The 18,407-nt window shown below is 28.9% G+C and carries 20 protein-coding genes; 19 read left to right on the forward strand and 1 reads right to left on the reverse strand.

Features of this window, described 5'->3' with window-relative positions:
- The first annotated feature begins 1 nt into the window (after position 1).
- From J2Z39_RS04120 to J2Z39_RS04135, 4 genes are all read left to right on the forward strand, one after another.
- On the forward strand, positions 2-1,696 hold the full coding sequence (locus tag J2Z39_RS04120) for a phospho-sugar mutase (protein WP_209813924.1): 1,695 nt from the start codon (positions 2-4) through the stop codon (positions 1,694-1,696).
- A 108-nt stretch (positions 1,697-1,804) separates the two neighbouring features.
- On the forward strand, positions 1,805-2,308 hold the full coding sequence (locus J2Z39_RS04125; protein WP_117521527.1) for an FHA domain-containing protein: 504 nt from the start codon (positions 1,805-1,807) through the stop codon (positions 2,306-2,308).
- The gene (locus J2Z39_RS04130; RefSeq protein WP_209813926.1) at positions 2,301-3,560 is read left to right on the forward strand and encodes an FtsW/RodA/SpoVE family cell cycle protein; all 1,260 of its coding nucleotides are present in this window, start codon (positions 2,301-2,303) and stop codon (positions 3,558-3,560) included. Before J2Z39_RS04125 ends, J2Z39_RS04130 begins: the two co-directional genes overlap by 8 nt.
- On the forward strand, positions 3,553-5,082 hold the full coding sequence (locus tag J2Z39_RS04135) for a peptidoglycan D,D-transpeptidase FtsI family protein (protein ID WP_209813927.1): 1,530 nt from the start codon (positions 3,553-3,555) through the stop codon (positions 5,080-5,082). The genes J2Z39_RS04130 and J2Z39_RS04135 overlap by 8 nt, the downstream gene beginning before the upstream one ends.
- Before the next feature lie 7 nt (positions 5,083-5,089).
- Here J2Z39_RS04135 and J2Z39_RS04140 read toward each other — a convergent pair whose 3' ends face one another.
- Positions 5,090-5,875, reverse strand: coding sequence for an NAD(+)/NADH kinase (locus J2Z39_RS04140; protein ID WP_117521533.1), 786 nt, complete (start codon positions 5,873-5,875; stop codon positions 5,090-5,092).
- Between the two features lie 435 nt (positions 5,876-6,310).
- Between J2Z39_RS04140 and J2Z39_RS04145 the strand changes: the two genes are divergently transcribed.
- The 15 genes from J2Z39_RS04145 (at position 6,311) to J2Z39_RS04215 (ending at position 18,402) form a co-directional block, all read left to right on the forward strand.
- On the forward strand, positions 6,311-7,000 hold the full coding sequence (locus J2Z39_RS04145; protein ID WP_209813929.1) for a YtxH domain-containing protein: 690 nt from the start codon (positions 6,311-6,313) through the stop codon (positions 6,998-7,000).
- Positions 7,001-7,010: 10 nt separating this feature from the next.
- Positions 7,011-7,454, forward strand: a complete 444-nt coding sequence (locus J2Z39_RS04150) for a hypothetical protein (protein WP_117521537.1) — start codon at positions 7,011-7,013, stop codon at positions 7,452-7,454.
- A 55-nt stretch (positions 7,455-7,509) separates the two neighbouring features.
- The gene (locus J2Z39_RS04155; RefSeq protein WP_209813931.1) at positions 7,510-8,511 is read left to right on the forward strand and encodes a LacI family DNA-binding transcriptional regulator; all 1,002 of its coding nucleotides are present in this window, start codon (positions 7,510-7,512) and stop codon (positions 8,509-8,511) included.
- A 62-nt stretch (positions 8,512-8,573) separates the two neighbouring features.
- The gene (locus J2Z39_RS04160; RefSeq protein ID WP_117521541.1) at positions 8,574-8,834 is read left to right on the forward strand and encodes an HPr family phosphocarrier protein; all 261 of its coding nucleotides are present in this window, start codon (positions 8,574-8,576) and stop codon (positions 8,832-8,834) included.
- Between the two features lie 66 nt (positions 8,835-8,900).
- Entirely contained in the window at positions 8,901-10,610 is a 1,710-nt protein-coding gene (gene ptsP / locus J2Z39_RS04165) for a phosphoenolpyruvate--protein phosphotransferase (RefSeq protein WP_209813933.1), read from the forward strand.
- A gap of 19 nt (positions 10,611-10,629) precedes the next feature.
- Positions 10,630-11,238: a kanamycin kinase gene (locus J2Z39_RS04170; RefSeq protein WP_209813935.1), complete on the forward strand. Its 609-nt coding sequence runs from the start codon at positions 10,630-10,632 to the stop codon at positions 11,236-11,238.
- A gap of 80 nt (positions 11,239-11,318) precedes the next feature.
- On the forward strand, positions 11,319-12,155 hold the full coding sequence (locus tag J2Z39_RS04175) for a YitT family protein (protein ID WP_117521547.1): 837 nt from the start codon (positions 11,319-11,321) through the stop codon (positions 12,153-12,155).
- A 66-nt stretch (positions 12,156-12,221) separates the two neighbouring features.
- A complete protein-coding gene (locus J2Z39_RS04180) occupies positions 12,222-12,974 on the forward strand; it encodes a S1 RNA-binding domain-containing protein (protein ID WP_245325693.1) in 753 nt (250 codons plus the stop codon).
- Entirely contained in the window at positions 12,974-13,714 is a 741-nt protein-coding gene (locus J2Z39_RS04185) for a peptidylprolyl isomerase (RefSeq protein WP_209813937.1), read from the forward strand. Before J2Z39_RS04180 ends, J2Z39_RS04185 begins: the two co-directional genes overlap by 1 nt.
- A 17-nt stretch (positions 13,715-13,731) precedes the next feature.
- On the forward strand, positions 13,732-15,117 hold the full coding sequence (locus tag J2Z39_RS04190; RefSeq protein WP_209813939.1) for a zinc-binding metallopeptidase family protein: 1,386 nt from the start codon (positions 13,732-13,734) through the stop codon (positions 15,115-15,117).
- Positions 15,118-15,127: 10 nt separating this feature from the next.
- Entirely contained in the window at positions 15,128-15,496 is a 369-nt protein-coding gene (locus J2Z39_RS04195; RefSeq protein ID WP_117521553.1) for a DUF1292 domain-containing protein, read from the forward strand.
- Positions 15,489-16,433 (forward strand): tRNA modification radical SAM protein MnmL/YtqA, encoded by a 945-nt coding sequence (gene mnmL, locus J2Z39_RS04200; protein ID WP_117521555.1) that lies wholly within the window; start codon positions 15,489-15,491, stop codon positions 16,431-16,433. The genes J2Z39_RS04195 and mnmL overlap by 8 nt, the downstream gene beginning before the upstream one ends.
- 1 nt (position 16,434) lies before the next feature.
- A complete protein-coding gene (locus J2Z39_RS04205; RefSeq protein WP_209813942.1) occupies positions 16,435-16,857 on the forward strand; it encodes a hypothetical protein in 423 nt (140 codons plus the stop codon).
- A gap of 44 nt (positions 16,858-16,901) precedes the next feature.
- Positions 16,902-17,444 carry a DUF6648 family protein gene (locus J2Z39_RS04210; RefSeq protein WP_245325694.1) on the forward strand — a complete coding sequence of 181 codons (543 nt, stop codon included), beginning with the start codon at positions 16,902-16,904 and terminating at the stop codon, positions 17,442-17,444.
- Between the two features lies 1 nt (position 17,445).
- Complete coding sequence (locus tag J2Z39_RS04215; protein ID WP_209813943.1) at positions 17,446-18,402, forward strand: RluA family pseudouridine synthase; 957 nt, start codon at positions 17,446-17,448, stop codon at positions 18,400-18,402.
- Positions 18,403-18,407: the final 5 nt, after the last annotated feature.

The following is an 18,407-nucleotide window of genomic DNA, read 5'->3' on the forward strand; positions in this document are numbered from 1 at the left end:
AATGGATTATAAAAAAAATTATGAATTGTGGTATAACAATGATAAATTTGATGAAGATACTCATAAAGAATTAGAAGAAATAAGAGGCAATGATGAGGAGATTAAAGATAGATTTTATTCATCTTTAGAGTTTGGTACAGCTGGTTTACGTGGAAAGCTTGGAGCTGGAACTAATAGAATGAATGATTATATGGTAGCTCAAGCTAGTCAAGGATTTGCAGATACTATTGCTGAAATGGGTGAACAAGCAAAAAAAGCTGGAGTTGCTATAGCTTATGATGTACGTCATAAATCAGAGGACTTTGCTCATATAGCTGCAGAAGTTTTTGCTGCAAATGGAATAAAGGTTTATATACATAGAGAAATCCAACCGACTCCAGTTTTATCTTATACAGTAAGACATTTAAAAACCAGTGCTGGGGTAATGGTTACAGCAAGTCATAATCCAATGGAATATAATGGTTATAAGGCTTACAATTCTGAGGGAAGTCAAATTTTGGATCAAACAGCTAATAAAATTTTAGGACATATAGAAGAGCATCCAGACTTTTTTGAAATACCACGTGTAGATTTTGAAGAAGGATTAAAAGATGGAATTATAGAATGGGTACCTAATAGTCTAATCGAAAATTATGTGAAAGAAATCTTAGCTTGTACTATAAATGATAATGATATAGATAAAGATATTAATATTGTTTACACTCCACTAAATGGTACTGGAAACAAACTTGTAAGACGTATATTAGATGAGAGGGGATTTAAAAATATTCATGTTGTAGCTGAGCAAGAAAACCCAGATCCAAACTTCACAACTGTAGGTTATCCTAACCCAGAAATGCCAGAAGCTTTTGAATATTCGGAAAAACTTGGTAAAGAGGTTGGAGCAGATTTGTTACTTGCAACAGACCCTGATGCGGATAGATGTGCTGTTGAAATTAAAGACGATAATGGTCAATATGTATTTCTAACAGGAAACAAAATAGGATCTCTACTCACAAATTACATCCTATCAGCGCTTAAGGAGAATGGTGAATTGCCAGAAAATGCTGCTGTAGTAAAATCATTGGTAACAACAGATCTCATAGCTCCTATTTGTAAAAAATATGGCGTAAAAAAATACGATGTGTTGACAGGATTTAAAAATATCTATGCAGTAGCAAATGAACTTGAAAAAAGTGGTGAAGGTAAATTTGTATTTGGTTTTGAGGAGTCTATTGGTTATAACTATAAGGACTTTGTTAGAGATAAAGATTCTGTAAATTCTGCAATGATGATATCAGAAATGGCAGCTTATTATAAAAAACAAGGAAAATCGCTTCTTGATGTTTTAGATGAAATATATAAAGAACATGGATACTATGCAAATGATGTAATATCTATAACTCTTCAAGGATTAGATGGCAAGGAAAGAATTGGAAGAATTATGGAATATGTTCGTAACAATCCACTAGAAGGTCTTGCTGGTCTTTGTACAGAAAAAATAGTTGATTATAAGCTAGATGAAACAGGCCTTCCAAAATCTAATGTTCTTAAATATTATTTTGATGACAATTCTTGGCTAGCACTAAGACCATCTGGTACTGAACCAAAGATCAAAATATATGTAAATGCAGTAGATACTAGTGAAAAAGCAGCAGAAGACAAAAAAGATCAATTAGTTAAACAAATGCAAGAAACAATTGAGTCTGTAGAGTAAATTTTAAGACTGGAGCATAAACTCCAGTTTTTTTATGCATATATATCTTGATTCAAAAATAATTAATATGTGGTAAAATATATGTACTAATATATAAGGAAGGATATCATGGAGAAATTTTTTAAAGCAATAGATGATGTTTTTTCAGTGAAGGTACTCGGAAATTTAACATTATATCAATTATTTTCTACAATATTAAAATACATATTTGTAATTGTAGTTTTTTATTTCATATATTCTATTATAAGAATTATTTATTATGATGTGAGAACTACACTAAAAAAAGAACAGGAATCTGATACTTACTTAAAGCTTTTAAATAGAACAGATGGCTTTAGATTTATAGTCCAAGAGTATTATTTTATAGGCGAAGATAATACTATTGGGCGTGATGATAGAAATACTATCTGTATAAAAGATAAATATCTATCTAAATTTCATGCAAGAATTATCCAAGATGAAGATATATATTTTTTAGAAGATTTATCTTCTGCCAATGGAACTTTTTTAAATGATGAAAGAATTGAAGATGCTATAGAACTTAAGACTAATGATATAATTCATATAGGACAAATGCAATTCTTATTTGTGCAAGGTGAAGAAGATGCGTAAACAATTAGATATAGATCAAAAAGAGAAAAAGTATCAAAAAAAGTCTTTGGTGTTACTATTTCTATTTACCTTTTTGTCACTATCTTTGGCATTAATTTATAATATAGACAATATTACTAGCACTGACTTTTATACATATTTAGCCTTATTGGTAGTGGTTGTTTTATCAACAACATTAGTGAATAAAATCACGAATGCTGACAATATATTGTTGATGATTGTAAATATGCTGTTTGCTATAGGGGTTGCCATTATTTATAGGCTTGATCCATCTTTTGGCAAAAGACAACTACAATTTTATATAGTTGGTATAGTATTGTTTTTTATAACTTTTGGTTTATTGAAAACATTTAAATTTTGGAATAATATAAGACTTTTTTATGTAATTGTTTCAGTAGGGTTATTTATGGCAACTTTAGTCTTTGGATCATACATAGGAGGAGCTAAAAACTGGATTATACTTGGACCAATTACTATACAACCATCAGAGTTTATAAAAATTCCACTAGCATTTTATGTAGCAAGTTTTTATTCAAAATATAATGAAATATCTATGAAACCTTTTGGAAGATATTATATGAATATAGTTATATATATTTTTATAGGGTTCTTATTCTTACAAAAAGATTTAGGTACTGCTCTAATATTTTTTGGGCTTATGATTCTTAGCCAGTTTGTTTTTGAAAAAGATAGGGTCTTAATAACTATAAACATAGTAGCAATGATCTTTGGTTCAATACTTGCTTATTTTATGTTTGGACATGTTAGAATAAGAGTTGCAACATGGCTTGATCCATGGAGCGATATAAATGTTACCGGCTATCAGATAACGCAAGCACTATTTGCACTTGCAAGTGGGGGACTTTTTGGTACAGGTATAGGTTTAGGTCATCCAGACTACATACCAGTTGCAGAGTCTGACTTTATATTTTCAGCTATATCAGAAGAAATGGGTATATTTATGGGGATTGCCGTTATACTTTTATTTATGATCTTAGTTTATAGGGCCTTTAAAATTTCTCTAAGCCAACAAGATAAATTTTACAGCGCACTTGCATTTTGTATAGGAGTCTTATTTGCCCTTCAAACTTTTATAATTTTAGGAGGTGTATTAAAGATAATCCCTCTTACAGGAGTAACTTTACCTTTTATATCACAAGGTGGTTCATCCATGCTTTCTGGATTTATACTCCTAGGATGTTTACAATATTGTGCAAGTGAAATTAAGTATGGAGATGAATTAGATGACTGATAAGAAAAACCGTAAGGCCAGTAAAAAGAGGTCTTCTAATAAAAGTATTATAGATAAAGTTAAGCAAAGTGAGGAAAAACAGAGGATAAAAAATAGTAGGGAACTAAAGGTATTATCAAAGTCAACTCTAAATAAGAGATTGCTATTTGTGATGATATTTTTTGTAATTTTATTTATGGGCCTAGCTATTTATTTAGTATATTTTCAATTGTTTAAAGCAAAATCAATTGCTCAAAATGATAATAATAGAAGATTATGGGTTAATGAGGATGCTATTAATAGAGGAAGTATCTATGATAGAAATGGAAATGTTTTAGCCTATAGTGATAAAGACTATGAAGGCAACTCTATCCGCCATTATAATTATGGTAAGGTTAGTTCAACAATTACAGGTTATAACTCCAAGACCTACGGTAAAACTGGTATAGAAAAATCATTTAATAAAGAATTACTCAATCTACGAGATGATGATATGAGTAGCTTTAGAAAAATGGTTGTCAAAAATGACACAGGTAATGATTTACATCTTACCATTGATCAAAACATACAAAATCTAACTTATAATTATATGAGCAATTATGTAGGTGCTGCTGTAGTTATGAATCCAAAAACAGGTGAAGTCTATGCTTTAGTTTCTAATCCTACATTTGATCCGAATTCAGTCGATGCTAATTGGGATAACTTGATTGCAAATAACAAAGGTCCTTTAGTTAATAGAGCCACAGCGGGGCTTTATAGACCAGGATCAACATTTAAAATTGTTACTGCTAGCTCAATATTAGATAATAATATAGATCAAAATTATACTGATCAAGGAAGCGAGTCAATACAAAATTTTAAAATTAAAAACTTTGGTGATCAGGTATTTGGTGCTCTTGATTTAAGAAAAGCATTTATTTATTCTGTTAATACCTATTTTGCAGCAAAAACAGATGCCATAGGAAAAGAAGCCTTTAGTAAAACTACAGATAAATTTATGTTTAACCAAAGCTATCCTTTTGACTTAGAAAAATATGACTCCATTATCCCTTATAAAGAGCTTAATAAAGTAGACTTAGCTATGACTGGGTTTGGTTATGGCAAGAGTCAGGTAACACCACTTCACATGGCGATGGTAACTTCAGCTATAGCAAATGATGGTAAAATGATGCAACCCTATATGGTAGCAGAAATTATAAGCAAGGATGATAAAAAAATATATAAAGCTAAAGAAAAAGTTTTATCTAAAGTTACTGATAAAGATACTGCAGAGACTATAAGAGATATGATGGTTGATGTAGTAAATGAAGGAACTGGAAAGGCTGCATACATAAATGGGATTCAAGTTGCTGGTAAAACAGGAAGTGCTGATAAATCAAATGGGCTCATAGATGCCTGGTTTGTTGGATTTGCACCGGCATATGATCCACAAATTGCAGTGGCTATAGTTTTAGAGGATTCTAGAGATACTGGAGGTGTGACAGCAGCTCCAATTGCCAGAGATTTGATGTTTGATATATTTAATCAGGTTAAATTAAATTAGTATAAGATTATAAAAGCTTATTCTTGATATTAGTCCAGTAGTGATTTTTATCTAGGATAAGCTTTTTTATTGTCTTATTAGAAACCTTAATACTGATCTTATAATCTTTACTAGAATATTCTTTTCCGTCAAATAAAAATACTGTATGATAATTATCTCTTTTTGATACTAGGATATCTACAGTTGCATCGTGAGGTAAGACAACTGGACTAACCAAGGCGTTGTTTAAATTCGAATATACAGGGGCAATTGGAGTTAATGAAAATCCTTTTAAAGACTGATGAAGAATCGATCCTCCACAAGATAAGTTGTAAGCAGTTGAACCATGAGGAGTAGCAATTATCAAACCATCTCCTGAGAAATTTTCTATAAAATTGCCATCAATAAATACCTTTAATCTTATCAGTTGATTTCTATTGCTCTTTACAACAACTTCATTTAAGGAATCCATTCTTTTTTTATTAACTGTTGATTGTAAGATAGTAAGCTCTTGCGTATGGTAATTTCCTGATTTAAAGGCCTTAACAAATTTTTCTATCTCATTAACTTCTACTTCTTGGTAGAAACCTAGATGACCTGTATTAATTCCTATAAAGGGGGTATTTGTAAAGTTTGTATCATGAGCTGCCTTTAAAAATGTCCCATCTCCACCTATAATTAAGTTTAAACAAGCATTTGAATCATAAGTGCTACTAACTTGATATCCATAATTTTCTAAAATTTCTTTTGTTTTATAATAAACATTTTTACTATATTTTGATTTATTTCTAATTACATTTATAACATTATTCATTTATCATATCCTCTCATAGATACATTATAACATAGGAGAAATGCATTGTATGAATTTATATATTTCTAAAAAAGATAAACATTTTATGAAATAATTTGCATAAGTGTAAATATCTTGTTTATAAGATATAAGTAGAATTTGTGAAAAAGTTTTATTTGCAAATAATTTTTGTCTATATTATAATTATAACATCCTAAGGCGAATGGGTCCGAATTTAAACCTACAACTTTTATAAGGGATTGCGTCGTTCTAGTTTGGATGAAAAGCCTCCGCTGAGTGGACTTCAGAAATGCTAGACAGCTTGCCCACCTTCACAAACAAGAAGGTATTAAAGTAAGGGCCACCTTAGGATTGTTTTTATTTATATAATAAATGTGTTATACATAAAAATTAGTGGGTATATATACATTAGCAAAACTTAAAGGAGAGATATATATGTCAATAGCAGATTATATTGAAGAACAAGCACGTTCTAAACAAAGAGAAATCAAGTACGAGATTTGGAAAGCAAAAAATCATGATAGCAGAATGAGAACTCAAGGTGCTCTTATAGGAGCATTAGTTGGTGTATCTGCTGGTATATTACTTGCACCAAAATCAGGTAAAGAAACTCGTGAAGATATCGGAGAAGCATTTGATGAAACAGTTAAAACTGTAAAAGAAACAACAAATGATTTAGTTGATAATGCTTCAGATATGGTTGATAATGCAAAAGACTCTTATGAAGACTTTAAATATAGAGCTTATACTGATTTAGAACCAGTAAGAGAAGGATTTGAACAAGGCAGAGAAATTGCTAAACAAACAGGTTCATCTGTAGCTCAAACAGCTAGCAATGTTAAAGATAACGTTAAGGATGGAGCTTCTGAAGTAGGAAGAATAGTTACAAATACAGCTGAAGACGTAGCAGAAGATGTTAAAGAAGGTGCTACTGATGCTAAAGAAGTTGTAGATGAAAAACATGATAACAACAAAATCTTAGCTAAAGAAAGTAAAGAAGAAGTAAAAGAAAGTACAGATAAGGCAGCTGATAAGGCAAAAGCAAAAGTAAATGAAGCAAAAGCTGCTGATGAAAAAGTAAAAGTAGAAATTGATACAAAAAATAAAAATAAGAAAAAAAACTAGGGAGAATTAAATGCTAACAATTAACTTTAATCTTCTTGGAAATATTATACTTACTATAGTAGGCATTATAGCTCTAGTGTATTTAATTATAACACTTAAGAGTGTTAATCAACTAGTAAAAAAATTCCAAGGAGTTGTAGATAAAAATGAAGATAACATCGACCAAGTAATCGAAAAACTTCCTGGTGTTGTTGATCAAGCTAATAGTTTAGTAAGTAATGTAAACACAGTTGTTCAAGATCCTAATCTAAGAATGGCAATTGCTAAAGCAAATGATACAATGACTAATGTAAATAGTATTACTGATGACATTAGAGATACTGTAAATTATGTCGGAGAAACTGCAGTAGATAGTATTGACACAGTAGGTGCTGGTATTGCATCTGTTAGTGATTACTCAAGCTTAATCATAGATGTTGTTGATATAGTTAAAAATGTAATATCCGGTAGATAAAAAACAACAAAGGTCATCGATAGGTGACCTTTTTTTGTTAGGAAAGGAAGTGACTATGGGACAACCTACCATAAAAGACGTGGCTAAGCTTGCGGGTGTTTCTATATCTACAGTTTCTAGGGTTATGAATAATTCTAAGCCTGTAAGTCCAGAAGCAAGAAAAAAAGTATTAGATGCCATAGAAAAATTAGATTTTAAACCAAATGAATTAGCTAGATCGCTAGTTATGAGAAAGTCAAATTTAGTTGGAGTAATAGTTGAAGATATAGGAATAGAATATATGGCTCAACTGATAAGAGGAATTGAAGAAATAGGTAGAGTATACAAATACGATATCTTACTATCAAGCTCTTATGGAAGTGAAGAAGCTTTAAATAATTCAATTGCTTTTTTAGCAACTAAACAAGTAGAAGGTCTAGTTGTTATAACTGAAAATTTATCAGATGATACTTTACTAAAACTTAGAGAAACAAGGATACCTTTCATACTATTAGATAGATATCAATCATTTAAGACAATTAGTTCAGTAAAAGTTGATTACGCGAAAGAAGAATATAATTTGGTTAAATATCTTTATGATCAAGGACACGAAAAAGTATTATTTATAAATCAAGATGAAGATAATGCCTTAAATAATGCTAAATTGGAAGGCTATAAGAAAGCTTGTGAAGAGAATGAAAAAAATACTTATATCTTAAATACAGAAGGCAGAAGTAGTGATGATGGGTATAAAATAGGTAAGGAGACTATTAAAGTATGTAAAGAAAATGATATAAGTGCTGTATCTTGTCTTGATGACGAAGTGGCTATTGGATTAATTGATTATTGTACAGACAATGGAATTCATGTACCAAAAGATTTATCAGTAGCAGGATTTGGTGATAGCACTATAGCAAGTATTTATAGACCGAATTTAACTTCCGTTGAGATACCTTATTATGATGTAGGAGCAATAGCAATAAGAGCTCTTATAAAAAGAATCAAAAAAGAAGAAGATATACTCCATGAAGATTGGATAATGGACTGTACCATTAAGCAAAGAGAGTCTACACTATAGCAAGTTGAAAATTAAGTAACAAACCACTATAATAATTATATAGAATATATTAGGAGGCTATTATGGCAGAAAGAAATGTAGTTATCAAAAATGAAACTGGTTTACATGCAAGACCAGCTGCATCATTAGTGCAATTCGTTAAAAATTATCCTGGTGATGTTAAAATCATCAAAGATGGTAAAGAAGCAAATGCTAAATCAATATTCAACGTTATGAGCCTTGGTATTGCGAAGGGAACTGAAATCAAACTAATCGTTGAAGGTGAAGACGAAGATAAATTTGCAGATGAATTAGTTGAATTTATAGATAACTTATCAGAATAATATTAAAGAATTAAGGATACTGATTAAGTATCCTTTTTTTATTAAAATATTTAGGAAAGGATAATTATGAATACAAAATACAAAGGAATTAAAGCCAGTAATGGAATAGCTATAGGTACTATCTATTTATTTAATAGAGAAGAAGTTGCTATAGATAAATCTGAAATTACTGATAGTATGGTTGAAGAAGAGAAATTACGTGTAAAAAACTCTATTGATGATTATATAAATGAGCTTAATGATAGAAAAGGAGCCTCCGAAGCTCAAATTCACATAGCAGATGCTCATAAAGAATTACTTCAAGATCCATATTTTTCAGATACAATTAATTCAAAGATAGAAAATGAACATAAAAATTCGGAACTTGCTTTAAATGAAACTATAAATGAAATGGTTGAAATAATGAGTCAACTAGATGATGAGTATTTAAAAGAACGTGCATCTGACTATAAAGATATAGGATATCAATTAATGTATAAACTCAAAGGAATTAAACCAAAAGACTTATCATTAATTGATGAAGAATCAATCATAATTTCAAAAGAATTAACGCCATCAGATACTTCTAATATGAATAAAGAAAATGTAGTTGGTTTTGCTACAGATTTAGGTGGAAAAACAAGCCATACGTCAATAATAGCTCAAACTCTTGATATACCTGCACTTGTGGGAATGAATGATATTTCTAAAAAAGTGAAAAATGGACAAAAGGCAATTATAGATGGAAATGAAGGCTTTATTATTTTAGATCCATCTGAAGAACTATTAAAAGAATATGAGAAAAAACTAGAAGAACAAGAAAAAAAACGCAATAGACTCAGTCAAGTTAAGGATAAAAAGGCAGAAACTACTGATGGGAAGCATATAGAAGTTTCTGCAAATATAGGTAATATTGAAGATCTAAAGATAGCTATAGAAAATGGTTGCGATGGAGTAGGATTATTCAGAACAGAACTTTTATATATGGAAAATGATCATTTTCCAACCGAAGATGAACAATTTGAAGTATATAAAGAAGCTACAGAGCTTTTAGGTCAAAAGCCCCTAATAATTAGAACTCTTGATATAGGTGGGGATAAAGGACTTGATTATTTTGATTTCCCAAAAGAAGACAATCCTTTCTTAGGTTACAGAGCTATTAGATTATGTTTGGATAGAGAAGATATATTTATAACTCAGCTTAAGGCTCTTATCAGGGCTTCAGCTTATGGTAATATTTTAATAATGATTCCTATGGTTATCAATATATCAGAATTTAAGAGATCATTAGAACTAATTGATGATATCAAAAAAGAATTTAAGGAAAAAGGAATTGACTATAATAAAGATTTACAAGTTGGTATAATGGTGGAAACACCAGCATCAGTATTTATGGCTGATCAATTTATAAAATATGTAGATTTCTTCTCTATAGGAACAAATGACCTTTCACAATACACCTTGGCTGTAGATAGAGGAAATGAAAATATAAATAATCTTTATAATAATTTTAATCCAGCAGTTCTTAGAGCTATTAAACATGTAATTGATGAATCTCACAAAGCTGGTAAATGGACTGGAATGTGCGGGCAATTTGCCTCAGACACAGAAGCTACAAAATTGTTATTAGGATTAGGTTTAGATGAGTTTTCAGCATCATCTTCAAAAGTTGCTGAAGTTAAAGATACTATTCTAAAATCAAGCTTAAAAGAAGAAGAAGAATTCTCTAATAGCTTGCTAGAGTTAGAAACTGTTGAAGAAATAGAAGAGAAAATAAAAAATCATAACAATATGTAAATAAGGAAGTTGACATTAAATGACCTTAAGTGAGTTCTTGAAAACCCATAAAGCAAATGATAACTATAAGCTGGGTATACAATTTGGCAAATATCTTCATAACTATCATAATAAACAGGTGTGTTCTAACGCAGACTGGTATGAAATGTTTAATACAAAAGCTAATTATTTATTTTATATTCACGGAGTCAGTGAATTTATTGGAGATGATGATTATATTTTAATTGATTATATCAATGACAATAAACACCTAACAAAGAATTTAAAAGCATGTTCTATTTTGGGAAAAATTAATTTTGAAAATATTAAAATAGGCGATGAAATAGAATTTAATATAAATAGTGAAGAACGGGGAGATAAAACTTTTGATTTTGTAAATATAAATCAAGCTGCCTTAATAAGCAAAGATTTTGCAAATGGAGTCTTTGAAGAATATTTCAAAAATGAAAAAGTACCAGTTAAATTTTTTAGGCTTTTGTCTCTTTATCAAGCTTATATAATATTAACTAATATTGTTGATAATCGAAATAATAAGAAGACTGATTTAAATGATGAAGATATTAAGGGTTTGTTAAATATGTATGATAATTTTAACCAGTTTATCCCAACATGGATTGAGGAGGATTAGTTCCTCCTTTTTTTATTTTTAAATTGTATAAATAAGTTTTTTGTGATAAGCTTTTAGTAGTAATTTGCGGAGGACATTTTATGAAAAAGAATATCTATATAATTATAGGCTCAGTAATTTTGGCTATTGGTCTATACTTTTTCTTAATTCAACATAATGTAGCAGCAGGAGGAATTTCCGGCTTATCTCTTGTATTAGCGCAAATATTAAATGTGAATGTAGGCTTATTAAATCTTGTTTTAAATATTATAGTTTTAGTTTTAGGTGCATTGCTAGTAAGTGTTAGATTTGCAAAAAAATCTGTATTATCAGCTGCCACTGTTTCCGCAACTATTATACTTCTAGAAACTATATTCCCAGAAACTGTACTCACGAATGATATGATTTTAAATGTTATATTTGGACCTATAATTATAGCGCTTGGTCTAGGACTCATATTTTATAATGGCGGTTCATCAGGAGGTACTGATGTCATTGCTGCTATTTTAAACAAGTACACAAACTTTCCTATACATGTTAGTTTATTTTTGACTGATTTAACAGTAATTATTTTATCTACTATGGTAATTGGGTTAGAAAAATCATTATATGCAGTATTATCAATAATGATACAATTGATAAGTTTAGACTATGTTATTCAAGGCCTAGATAGAAAAATTGCAGTACTTATAATAAGTGATAAATACGAAGAATTAACTGATCTTCTTATTAATAAATATCAAAGAGGAGTAACTTTGCTACATGCTGAAGGTGGCTATACATCTAATAAAAAGAAAATTATTATGGCTATAATAAATACAAAAATGTATCCTGCTATTAAGGAAAGTATACTAGATATGGATGATAAGGCTTTTATGTTCTCTTATTCCGTATCTGAGGTATTAGGAGAAGGATTTACAGTTAAAGAATTAAGATAGGAGTTAGCAATTAAAGAATTTAAAATCAAAAGATTTAGTAAAAATAAAGCATACCTTGCAACTAAGTTGGGAGATGCAGTAATAGATAAAAAAGAAGTTAAATATTTAAATCAAGGAGATAAAGTTCGTGCCTATTTATATCACGATTTTAATAACATCTTAAAAGCTACTTGTGATTTTCCTTACAAAATAAATGCTATCTATGATTTAAAAGCGACTAATATAGATAAAAAAGGTGTTTATTTTCAAATGCCTAATAAAAACCATATTTTTATGCCGTTTATTGAAAGAACCTATAGAGTTATAATAGATATGGTCTATCCAGTTGCCTTTAAAGAAAATGAGGATGGATATGTTTATCTTACTTCAAAGATAAGAGATCTATTATCAACTGACCATGATTTTAAAGAAAATGATGAAGTTAGTGGTAGAATTTATTCAATCAATAAGTCTATTGGAGCATTTATTGCAATTGATGATAAGTATGATTCACTTTTAAGGATAAAGGAACTAAAAGGAGTTCATGTAGAAGGAGAACTTATCGAAGCTAGGGTAAAATTAGTTAAAGATGATGGCAAGATCGAACTATCACTAAGACAAAGAGCTTATTTAGAAATAAATAATGATAGTGATAAAATCTTAGATTACTTGTATGATAATAATGGTGTCGTTTATTTATCTGATAAATCTAGTCCTAGAAAGATTGATGCTACTTTTGGAATGAGTAAATCAAGTTTTAAAAGAGCTATAGGAAGACTTTATAAGAATAACGACATTAAGATATATGATAATAGGATAGAATTAGTAAAGAGGATATAATGACAGAAAATAAGTTAATAGCAGAAGTTAATGGTAAAAAAATATATCAATCAGATGTTTACGATCTGATGCAAGGTATGCAAGATAGTGAGAGATTTAATTCACCAGAAGGTTTTAATGTATTAGCCGATGAAGTTGTAAATCAAGAACTATTACTTGCTGATGCAAAAGAGAAAAAAATGGAAGAGGAAGAAGACTTTGTAAAAGAACTTGATTTAGTACGTGATAATATGCTAAAAAACTATGCAATGCATAAGATACTTGATCAAGTTGAAGTTAGTGATGACGAATTAAGATCATATTATGAAGAGAACAAAGAAACATTATTTTCTCCTATAACATATACGGCAAGTCACATACTTGTAGAAGATGAGAAAAAAGCAAATGATATTTTAGATGAAATAAAAAATGGATTAGATTTTAAAGAAGCGGCTAAGAAATATTCAATAGATCCATCAGGTAAAAATGGAGGATCCCTAGGAACTTTTCCTAAGGGAGTTATGGTAAAAGAATTCCAAGAAGGACTTGATTCTATTAATGCTGGTGAAATATCTAAAGTAGTTAAATCTCAATTTGGATATCACATAATTAAGCTTGATGATAAACATGAACATAAAGCAAGTTTTGATGAAATGAAAGAACAAGTTAAAAGTACTTATCAAATGATAAAAAGACAAGAAAACTATTTGAAAGTTGTAAATGAGTTATCAAAAAAAGCTGAGGTAAAAAAATATTACTAGGCGAATAGGCGAAATATATGGATTATGAAAATATAATAAATAATCTAAAACAAAATATATATAAGTTAATGGCTTATGAAAATATTGAGAATACAGCTAAATTAATTGATAGGTTTATACTTGATTTAGCTTGCTTTCATCAATATGAAGTTATTGATCTTAAAGGATCTTACTATATTAAAAAAGGTGTGCACCCAAAAGCTATCCTTCATTTAAATATTGATAATAATTTCGATTCAAATAATATATCTTTTGTAGAAGATGTAGAAGAAAATGATGGAGAAGTTATTTCGGGTAAAAATATTAATTTATTTAACTCAGTTTTAATAATAGCAAGTCTATTGGAAACATCAGCTAATGATTTTGATGTACTGATTTCTTCTAATAATATACAAAGTATAGCTATTTATAATACTAGTTTATCTAATATTATAAGAAGTGATAATGTAATTAACCTTAATCTTAAGCAAGCAAAATGTATAGCTGATGAATTTAGTGCGCTTATCTTATCAAATATTAAAATACCAGTAGAAAGATTTAATCCTGACTATAGTTTTAAGAGTTATAGATTATCCTTAGAAAATTTAATAGGTGGTCATACAGGTGAAGATCTAGATAAGGTAAGGCTTAACGCAATAAAGACAATTATGAGCTTGATTAGGAAAATTAAGTCCAAAGTAGATTTAGATATATGCAAATTTCAAGGTGGGGATAGATATGACTTTATACCAAGCAGTGCATATGTAGATTTTATTATAAAAGAAGATTATGAAAGTGATCTTTGTGATACTTTTAAAATTTATAAGAATGAATTTTTAGAAAAAAATCTAAAATATGAACCTGACATAGATATCAGTCTTGTTAAGCTTGAAGATTTTGATAATTTGCCTTTAACTGATATTTCCTATACTCACTTATCTTCTTTTGTAGAGCTCATTCCTACAGGAGCATTTAGTGTAAATTCAAATACTAATCAGTTAATAAGTTCTATTAATCTATCAACAGCTAGAAGCTTTGAAAATTTGATTAATTTTATAATTGTATACAGGTCTCTGACAGAAGAAAACATGGATCAGATGTTAGAACGCACAAAGATTGCAGCTGATATAAGTGCTAGCAATATTAATATAGGTCTTAATATACCGCGTTGGATGAATAAGGATAATTATTTAACAAAAAAATTTGAAGAGTCTTATAAAACGGTTACTGGTGAAAATATAGATATAATCAAAACCCAGTACTCATTAGATTCTAGTGTTATTTTTTCTAAGTTAAATGTTAAAATTGTATCATTAGGGGTAAAATATAAACAAAGAGAGGATAACATTTACTTTACAAATCTTGATGACATTTTAAATGTAATAGAGGTTATAGATGATGTGTTATCTCACATTTATGAATAAAGGAGTTTATATGGCAGAAAAAATTGAACTTCATGGACATGAACTAGAATTTTTGAAAAATAATGGGAAAGCAGTCATAGAAATTGATTTAGGTGAAGTTACTGATGAATGTTATTTGATTGATGTTTTTTCAGTTGATCAAACTGATTATGTAGCTTTGATATCTAGTGATTCAAATGAAATATATATTTTCTATTATGAAGATAGTTTTGAAAATGATGAAATTGACTTAAAAGTAGTAGATGATGAAGAAGAGCTAGAAGAAGTTTTTCATTTATTTACTCATTATTGGGACGATGAATCTATAGATAATCTTGTAGAAGATTACAACACAGATATTGAATCATTCGAGCATGATGAAGAAAGTTTAGATGAATAATCCTTACTATACAATAAGTGATTACTACAAAAAAACATATGGAGAAAAGGTATATAAATTACCTGTAAAATTATCATTAACTTGTCCGAACAGAGATGGTGCAGCTTGCTTTGGTGGTTGTATTTTTTGCAGTGAATCAGGTGGCAGCTTTGAAAATCTACCTTCTTTTATGACAGTTGATGATCAGTTAAACAAAAATAGAGAATATATAGGTAAAAAATATAAAGCTAAAAAATTTATAGCTTACTTTCAAAATTTTACTAATACTTACATGAGTTTATCTGAATTTAAAGAAATTATAAGAGCTTGTGACAAGGATTATATACTAGCGGTTTCTATATCTACTAGATCCGACTCCATTACAGAGGATAAGCTTATCTTTTTAAAGCAATGGAGTGAGATTACTGGTAAGGATATAGTTATTGAAGTAGGACTTCAAACAGCCAATTATAAAACTTTGGAACTATTAAATAGAGGTGAAGATTTAGCTGATTTTATTGAAGCTTGCAATCTTATTAATAAATATGGATTTAGAATATGTGCCCATGTAATATTATCTCTACCATGGGATGATATAAAAGATATTAGACAAACTGCAAGAATTTTAAATGTACTTAATATTAAAGAAGTAAAAGTTCATTCGCTATTTGTTATAAAAGGTACTAAGCTTTCTAAAATGTATAAAAATGGCGAAGTTAAAATGCCTAGCAAAGAAACATATGAGCGTAATGTTATAGAATTTTTAAGATATATAAAACCCGATGTAGCCGTTCAAAGACTGGTTGGGAGAGCACCTAAAGAAGAAACTGATTTTTGTAATTGGAATACTTCATGGTGGCTAATTAGAGATGAAATAATTGAGATAATGAATAGCTGTGGGTATACACAAGGTGATAAATCCCATAAAGTTATTTATGATAAAATTAAGGGGGAATAATATGCTTTATTACGTAGCAGGACAATCAGGAGCAGGAAAATCACAATATTTAGTAGAAGAAGCTAATAAGGAAAAGGAAAAAGATATTAGTAATATTGTTTACATTACAACAGATGAAGAAAGAAATAGAATTCTAGATCATAATGTAAGAGTAATTAATGCTAAATCTTATGATATCAATTGCAAATGCTCATTCAGAGGATTTTTAGCTGGTATACTTGCTCGTGACTATGATATAGGAAAAGTTTATGTAGATGGAATATATGAGCTAGTAGATATAAATAAAGACAATATTGAAAAGCTATCTGAAAAATTAAGCGAACTTTCAGAATATGCAAAAGCAGATATTTACGTAGGTTTAGATTGGTCAAAAGAAGATATTCCAGAAACAATTAAAGCTGAAGTTATACAAGCTAACTTTTAAAAATTACTCGTGGCCGTCTCATATGAGGCGGTTTTTTAATTATTATGAATGAAAATGAAAAATTAAAACTATTTGAAACATTTAGAAAGGAATCTATAGATTTATTAGATGAGTCAAAAATAGATAAGGATTCTTTTTTATCAAATAACTTAGCTTACATAGAAAACTTAGATTTGAAACCTTTTTCAACAATAAATAATATAAGTCAAGCAATTTATAACTATCAGTATTATAATTTAATGGCTAAAAAAACTAACCTTAAGGCACAGGAGATATCTCATAATCCAAAAAAGAAAAAGAGTTATTTAAAATTAATAAATCAAAGAGAAAATTTTTACCATCTTAAAGACTTAGCTACTCTTAGAGTTTTGGAATTAATTGATTATAAGGACGTTGATTCTTATTTTATAATTTTAAAGTCAAAGAGATTACAAGGAAAAATTTTTGAGATACATGTAAATTCTATAGAAAAAGTTATATTACATTCAAAAAGCAAAGTTATTTTAGAAAAGTTAATAGAAAATGAAGTTTTTTCCAGTGAACCTAGAAAATCTCTTATTGATTCATATGTAAATAAATCTTATTAATATGATTGAAATAGTAATAGAAAAAAACGATGCAGATCAAAGATTTGATAGATTTTTAAGAAAATATTTTGAAAATGCTCCTTTATCAGTAATACAAAAGAATATTCGCAAAAAAAATTTTAAAATAAATAATAAGAGAGCTAAGGCGGATACATTTGTTCGAGAAAATGACAAAATTAAAATGTATATTTCTGATGAGAATTATAATAATTGGATTACTAAAACGGATTTTAAGCCTTCTGATTTTAAGCTCGATATAGTTTATGAAGATGATAATATTATTCTAATGGATAAAGAAAGTGGTCTACTGACACACTCAGCTAATAAAAATGATTATGGTAATAATTTAGTTGATTTTATGCTATCATATTTATATAAAACAAAGCAAGTTAACAAAGCAGATAAAACTTTTAATCCAGCAGTAGTAAATCGATTAGATAGGAATACAGCAGGAATAGTTATAGGGGCTAAGAACTCGCTTGCCTTAAGATCACTAAATGAGGCTATTAGGAATGATAAAATTGAAAAATACTATCTTACTATAGTAAAAGGGGAAGTTAAAGAATCTTTTACAATTGATACTAGCATAGAAAAAAATGAGAATAGAAATAAAATTAAGTCTTCTAAAAATGGATCAAGAGTTATAACCCATTTTAAGCCTTTAGAAAGCAATGGACAATACAGTTTACTTGAATGTAAGCTTGTTACAGGTAAAACTCACCAAATAAGATTTTCACTAGCTAAAAATAATACTCCAATAATTGGTGATAGAAAATATGGTGATAAGAAAACAAATAAAATTCTTAAGGATAAGCTAGGTATAGATAATCAAATTTTGTTAGCTTATAAAATAATTTTTAATGATATAAAGAATTTAGAATATTTGAAGTCACAAAGTTTTGAATCAAAAAAGAAGAATGAATTAATAAGACTTAAAGATAAAGTATTTAAATTATAAAAAAA

The organism is Anaerococcus nagyae (assembly GCF_017874535.1).
In the GTDB taxonomy this organism is placed as follows: Bacteria; Bacillota; Clostridia; order Tissierellales; family Peptoniphilaceae; genus Anaerococcus; species Anaerococcus nagyae.